Below are 6,592 nucleotides of genomic sequence, written 5' to 3'. Positions count from 1 at the left end.
GTTCAAGGCATGTCACACCGACACATTCCTCAATAGCTCAGTCGGTAGAGCGCCGGACTGTTAATCCGTAGGTCCCTGGTTCGAGCCCAGGTCGAGGAGCCAAAAATTCAATTGCCTTGCAATCGTTCAAGGCAGTCACACCGACATATTCCTCAATAGCTCAGTCGGTAGAGCGCCGGACTGTTAATCCGTAGGTCCCTGGTTCGAGCCCAGGTTGAGGAGCCATCAAAAAGCCTGTATGCACGCATACAGGCTTTTCTTTTATCCGCTCAGGCTGCCCTAACCACGCCCACGGACGCACCCACGGGGGGCGCATCTACGGCGACGGCCTTGTGTGCCGTGTGAGGAACATAGGGATAGTGGTGCGGCACGGCCGGAATATGGTGCTGCTCGCCCTCCTCCCAGGCCCGCAACTCCTCTTCCAGTCGCGCAGCGCGTTCGGCATACATCTGCGCAGAGGACTGGTAGTACTCCGCCGCGATGGAGTGCTCAAGAATGGCCATGCGAGCTTCCTGCAGATAGGCACGCGTGCGGCGGATATAGCGTGGTTCGGAACGTCCAAACCCGAAGATCTTGCCGAAAAACATGTCCAACCTCCTTTTCCGGTAACAACGCAAATCCGTCATACCCATCATGCGATGAGGCGCTGCTGTCAGCGTACTGTCTCTGGCACATGGCATCTGTCCCACAGCAAGAGTTCGCCTCGTAGGATGGAGACCCGCTCCCCACGGCAAGCCGCCCCAAGCCAGCTCGCCGCCGCGCGTCGAAGGCCTTTCTGCATCACAAAGACACTACCCAGGAATCAAAGAGACTCATTGCCGACGACTTTTACAGTGTCTTAGGGTGAGTCCCCAGCCTTCAAGCTGACGTCTTGCATCTACTGTGAAACACTAAAGCGCAATGGCGTTTCCGCCTATACCCATCCCAAGGGCTTGTCCGGCACTTGGAGCAGGCCTTTGCAGTTTGAGACACCCTCCACTCGCAAGCCTTACGACCCAGGGGCCGCCGCCACGCCGCGAAACCCCTTAGAAATCAATGCAGCGCGCCTGCCGCCCAGGCCATCTATCAGGCCTCGCCGGCCTGCAAAAAGTCCAGGATACCTTGAGCCACATGAACGCCTGATGACAGACAGGCCGTAAGCAGATAGCCGCCCGTAGGAGCTTCCCAGTCCAACATCTCCCCGGCACAGAAGACGCCGGGAAGTGCCGCACACATGCCGCGCGCGTCCAGAGCCTCCAGACGGACCCCGCCGGCCGTGCTGATGGCCTCATCAATGGGGCGTGGCGCGATGGCGGTCAGGGGCACGGCCTTGATCGTGGATGCCAGACGCTTCATGTCCGCCATACCGTCCTTGCCGAGCACCTCATACAACAAGCCCGTCTTGATGCCATCCAGCCCCAGACGTCCCTTGAGATGACTGCTGAGACTGCGCGAGCCGCGCGGCCGCATCACGTCCTGCTGCACACGCTCCGCACTCCACTGCGGCAGCAGATCCAGCTCGAAGCAAGCTGCGCCCTGGCGGGTTATGCTGTCTCGCAGCAGGGATGAGACTGCATAGACAAGACTGCCTTCCACTCCACTTTGCGTCGCAACAAACTCCCCCTGGCGCTCAAAGCGGACACCTTGATCATCCACAAACCTCAAAACCACCGACTTGAACGGCTGGCCCGCAAAACGCTGGGCAAACACCTCGCTCCAGCCTGCTTCACGCCCCTGCGACCAACCCACATCAAAGCCGCAATTGGCGGCCTGCAAGGGAGCAATGTCCACCCCTTTGTCCTGCAACAGCGCAACCCAGGCGCCATCCGAGCCCAGACGCGCCCAGCTGCCTCCGCCGGTCGCCAGCACCAGAGCCCTGCAGCCGATCTTGACCCTGGCTCCCTCTGTCTGGAAAACCGGCTGACCATCCTCCGACCAGCCTGTCCAGCGGTGCCGCATATGGAAATGCACACCCTGAGACTTCATGCGCACAAGCCAGGCCCGCAGCAGCGGCGCAGCCTTCATATCCGCCGGAAACACGCGCCCGGATGTACCCACAAAGGTATCAAAGCCCAGCTCCCTGACCCAGGCCCGAAGCTCGTTCGCACCCCATTTTTCAAGCCAAGGGGCCAGATCACCAGAGCGGGAGCCATAACGGGTCACAAAACTGGAGAACTCTTCGGAATGCGTGAGATTGAGGCCGCCCTTGCCGGCCATGAGGAACTTTCGGGCCGCCGAGGCCTTCGCCTCGAAGACCCTGACCGACAGGCCAGCCTTTGCCAGTTGCTCGGCCACCATCAGGCCTGCAGGCCCGGCGCCGACCACAGCCACATCACAGGCCGATTCAACATCGGTCATCAACGGTTCCGGGACACTCATAGTTCTACTACCTCAATCAGCTCGCGGCCAGAGGCCGCCAAAGGGTGCGCAGAATACCATCGACGGCATTTCTGCAATACTGCGGGCACTATTAGCGCGATAGCAGCAAACAACCACCCACACACCATGGCGGGAGATGAGTTTCTGTCACAATCAACTCACTAGGCGAATAGACCGCCTACCTTTTTTGATTCAAGAAAATCCAGGACTACAAATGGCCAGCGAATTGATCAAGCACATCACGGATGCCAGCTTTGAATCTGACGTACTGCAACCCGGCACGACCGTGCTGGTGGATTACTGGGCTGAGTGGTGCGGCCCTTGCAAGATGATCGCCCCCATCTTGGACGATGTGGCCGAAGGCTACAAAGGCAAGGTGCAGATCGCCAAGATGAATGTGGATGAAAACCGTGAAATCCCCGCCAAGTTCGGCATTCGCGGCATCCCCACGCTGATGCTGTTCAAGGACGGTCAGCTGGCCGCCACCAAGGTTGGCGCGCTGAACAAGACTCAGCTGTCCGCCTTCCTCGACCAGCACATCTGATGTGTTTGACAAACAGGGCTCCAGATGGAGCTCTGTTTGCTTTCGGGGCTCCCTCTTTCACATCTGCCACAGACCTTGCGCAGGTCGCAGATGACAAGTCCTCGATAAATAGCTTGCAAGCTGCGCCAGTTTTCCTGTCATAATGTACGAACCGCCGGCCACCGCATGGGACCGCGCTGGATTTTCTTCAGGCAAGCCTGCCCACTACTACAGTGTTTCGTTAGGCTCTACGCCTCTCCCCCCTGGTTATTCTCACTCCACGCTTGGAGTCATTTCATGCACCTTAATGAACTCAAGGCACTGCACGTGTCTGAAGTCTTGAAGCAGGCCGAAGCGCTTGAGATCGAAAACGTCGGTCGCATGCGCAAGCAGGAACTGATGTTCGCCATCATCAAAAAGCGCGCGAAAGCCGGTGAACAGGTTTTCGCCGACGGCGTGCTGGAAATCCTGCCCGATGGCTTCGGCTTCCTGCGTAGCCCCGATACCAGCTACACCGCCAGCACCGACGACATCTATATCTCGCCCAGCCAGGTGCGCCGCTTCAACCTGCACACCGGCGACATGATCGAAGGCGAAGTGCGCATCCCCAAGGATGGCGAGCGCTACTTTGCCCTGACCAAGCTCGACAAGGTCAACGGCGGCCCACCCGAGCAAAACAAGCACAAGGTGCTGTTTGAGAATCTGACCCCTCTGTTCCCCAAGGAGCAGATGCGCCTTGAACGCGACATCAAGGGCGAAGAAAACATCACCGGCCGCATCATCGACATCATCGCCCCCATCGGCCGCGGCCAGCGCGCGTTGATCGTGGCACCGCCCAAGAGCGGCAAGACCATGATGATGCAAAGCATTGCGCACGCCATCACCGCCAACCATCCCGATGTGCATCTGATGGTGCTGCTGGTGGACGAGCGCCCTGAAGAAGTGACGGAAATGCAGCGCTCGGTGAAGGGCGAAATCATTGCCTCCACCTTTGACGAGCCAGCTACCCGTCACGTGCACGTGGCCGAAATGGTGATCGAGCGCGCCAAGCGCCTGGTGGAACTGGGCAAGGATGTGGTCATTCTGCTGGACTCCATCACCCGCCTGGCCCGCGCCTACAACAACGTCGTGCCTTCGTCGGGCAAGGTGCTGTCGGGCGGTGTGGACTCCAACGCACTGCAGCGCCCCAAGCGCTTCTTCGGCGCGGCCCGCAACGTGGAAGAAGGCGGCTCGCTGACCATCATCGCCACGGCACTGGTCGACACCGGCAGCCGCATGGACGAAGTGATCTTTGAAGAATTCAAGGGCACCGGCAACAGCGAACTGCACCTGAACCGTCGCCTGTATGAAAAGCGCGTGTTCCCAGCCATCGAACTCACCAAGAGCGGTACACGCCGCGAAGAGCTGCTGCTGGCTCCCGAGATTCTGCAAAAGACTCGTATCCTGCGCCAGTTCATGTACAACATGGACGAGATCGAGTCCATGGAGCTCATGATCAAGAACATGAAGGCCACCAAGAACAATGTGGAGTTCTTCGACATGATGCGCCGCGGCGGCTAAGCTGCTGCGCCATGCAAAACAAAGCCTCGCTTCGCGGGGCTTTGTTGTTTCTGGAGCTTGACTGTCTTACTTGACATAGCTCAAACTGGTTTGCGAGCCGCCCCCCAATACTGGGGTTCACATCTATACAAATCTTGCGCCAAGCGAAAGCCAAAAGCTTTCAAGTCGCAGGTTCTGCATTCATGCCCCCATCAGCGAATCGCCAATCACCCCCTATCCCCACATCGATGCGCCTGCTGGCATCGGCCGCCTTGCTGGCCGCTCTGGCTGCCTGCAGCACCAGCGTGCCGATGCTGCAGCCACAGGCGCAGGCCAGGCTTCCGGGCCAGTGGCCCCAGGCCTGGACGCAGCAGAACAGCACCGCAGCGCCGCCTGCCTGGCAGGACTTCTATGCAGACCCGGTATTGCAGCAGCTGATAGAAGCGGCTCTTGCCCACAATCAGGACCAGCGCCTGGCGCTGCTGCGCGTGCAGGAGGCCCAGGCGGCCTACGGCATCCAGAGCGCAGCCAGGCTGCCGACCATCGGGCTTGGCAGCAGCCATGCCAGAGCACGCGTGCCCGCCGACCTCAATGCCAGCGGCCGCTCCGTGGTTGCCGGCGATCAGGAGGTCTTTGTGGGCCTCAACAGCTGGGAGCTCGACCTCTGGGGCCGTGTCAAAAGCCTCAGCGATGCAGCCCTGGGCAACTATCTGGCGCTGGATGCCACGCAGCATGCCGTCCAATCCAGTCTCATCAAACAGGTGGCGCTGAACTATCTGGCCCTGCGCAGCCTCGATGAGCGCCTGGCCCTGACCGAGCGCACGATTGCCAGCCGCGAGGAATCGCTGCGCATCTTCAAGCGGCGCACCGAGGTGGGTTCCACCTCGCGCTATGCGCTCACGCAGGTACAGACGCTGGTCCACCAGGCCAAGCTCATAGGCACTCAACTTGCGCAGCAGCGCGCGCTGCAGGCCAATGCGCTGCAGCAGCTCACGGGTCTGGATGCAGAGCGCCTGCCGCAGCAGCTGTCCACACCGGTCAACCTCAAACCCGTGGCCGAAGGCCTGCCCTCGGCTCTGCTCACGCAGCGTCCCGACATCATTGCTGCCGAGTACGGCCTGCAGGCCGCCAAGGCCAATGTGGCCGCCGCGCGCGCCGCGTTCCTGCCCCGTATCGCGCTGACCGGCAGTTGGGGCACGGCCAGCGCCGAACTCGACGGCCTGTTCAAAGGCGGCAGTCGTGCCTGGCAGTTCGTCCCTTCGATCTCGCTGCCGATCTTTGACGGCGGCCAGCGCCAGGCCAACCTGGATCTGCAGGCCGTGCGACAGAACATCGCGGTGGTCCAGTACGAGAAAACCATAGAGACGGCGATGCGCGAGGTACTGGACGCACTGTCCAGCCGCAGCACGCTGGAGCAGCAGCAGTTGGTGCTGACCGAGCAGCGCGCAGCCCTCAAGGAGCGTGCCCGGCTGGCGCGGCTGCGCTATGACCAGGGAGCCTCGCCCTATCTCGATGTGCTGGATGCCGAACGCGACCTGCTGAGCGCAGAGCAGCAACTGGTCCAGGGCCGCGAAGCCCTGCTGTCCACCCAGGTCGCGCTCTATGCGGCCCTGGGCGGAGGCTACACCCCAAGCCAGAACAGCGCCCCCGCCCCTGCCGCCCTCCAACCCTGATCCGCAAATCCATGCCCATGAACAAGAAACTGACCATCGCCGCGCTTATCGTTGCCGCAGCCGCCCTGGGTGCCTATGGCTGGCAGCAATGGCGCAGCGCCCAGGCTTCCGAAGGCCTGGTCAGCGGCAACGGCCGCATCGAGGCCACCGAGATTGACGTCGCCACCAAATATGCCGGCCGCATTGCCGAAGTCCTGGTGCAGGAAGGCGAGTTCGTCAAAGCCGGCCAGCCCCTGGCCCGCATGCAGATCGAGAGCCTGCAGGCTCAGCAGCGCGAAGCCATCGCCGGCCGCGAGCGCGCCTCTCATGCAGTGACCTCGGCACGTGCCGAAATCGCGCTGCGTGAAAGCCAGTATGCGGCCACCATCGCCACGGTTGCGCAACGCGAGGCCGAGCTGGATGCAGCGCTGCGCCGCGTCAATCGCTCCGAGACACTGGCGCGCGAAGGTGCGTCCTCGGAGCAGGAACTGGACGACGACCGGGCGCGCGTGCGTGGCGC

General features: G+C 61.3%; 6 protein-coding genes and 2 tRNA genes. 6 read left to right on the top strand and 2 right to left on the bottom strand.

All coding sequences use genetic code 11. From position 1 onward, the window contains the following. Positions 1-26: 26 nt before the first annotated feature. Positions 27-102: transfer RNA gene (locus ACLBXN_RS08895), tRNA-Asn, on the top strand. Positions 103-149: 47 nt separating this feature from the next. Further along, positions 150-225, top strand: a tRNA-Asn gene (locus ACLBXN_RS08890). Positions 226-269: 44 nt separating this feature from the next. Here ACLBXN_RS08890 and ACLBXN_RS08885 read toward each other — a convergent pair. Together ACLBXN_RS08885 and ACLBXN_RS08880 are read right to left on the bottom strand one after the other, a co-directional pair. After that, positions 270-587, bottom strand: a complete 318-nt coding sequence (locus ACLBXN_RS08885; RefSeq protein ID WP_211458735.1) for a hypothetical protein — start codon at positions 585-587, stop codon at positions 270-272. A gap of 478 nt (positions 588-1,065) precedes the next feature. Next, positions 1,066-2,358, bottom strand: coding sequence for an NAD(P)/FAD-dependent oxidoreductase (locus tag ACLBXN_RS08880; protein ID WP_447611848.1), 1,293 nt, complete (start codon positions 2,356-2,358; stop codon positions 1,066-1,068). Positions 2,359-2,572: 214 nt separating this feature from the next. On the opposite strand from ACLBXN_RS08880, the gene trxA reads away from it, so the two are divergent. From trxA to ACLBXN_RS08860, 4 genes are all read left to right on the top strand, one after another. Then, positions 2,573-2,902, top strand: a complete 330-nt coding sequence (trxA, locus tag ACLBXN_RS08875) for a thioredoxin TrxA (RefSeq protein WP_003053480.1) — start codon at positions 2,573-2,575, stop codon at positions 2,900-2,902. A gap of 276 nt (positions 2,903-3,178) precedes the next feature. After that, positions 3,179-4,441: a transcription termination factor Rho gene (gene rho / locus ACLBXN_RS08870; RefSeq protein ID WP_003053478.1), complete on the top strand. Its 1,263-nt coding sequence runs from the start codon at positions 3,179-3,181 to the stop codon at positions 4,439-4,441. 227 nt (positions 4,442-4,668) lie between these two features. Next, entirely contained in the window at positions 4,669-6,093 is a 1,425-nt protein-coding gene (locus tag ACLBXN_RS08865; RefSeq protein WP_447611847.1) for an efflux transporter outer membrane subunit, read from the top strand. 11 nt (positions 6,094-6,104) lie between these two features. Then, positions 6,105-6,592 (top strand): HlyD family secretion protein (locus ACLBXN_RS08860; protein WP_447611846.1); only part of this gene is annotated, 488 nt, incomplete at its 3' end.

The organism is Comamonas sp. C24C, assembly GCF_053345995.1.
Note: the sequence above shows the minus strand (reverse complement) of the source record. Positions and strands in the feature narration are given on the sequence as shown.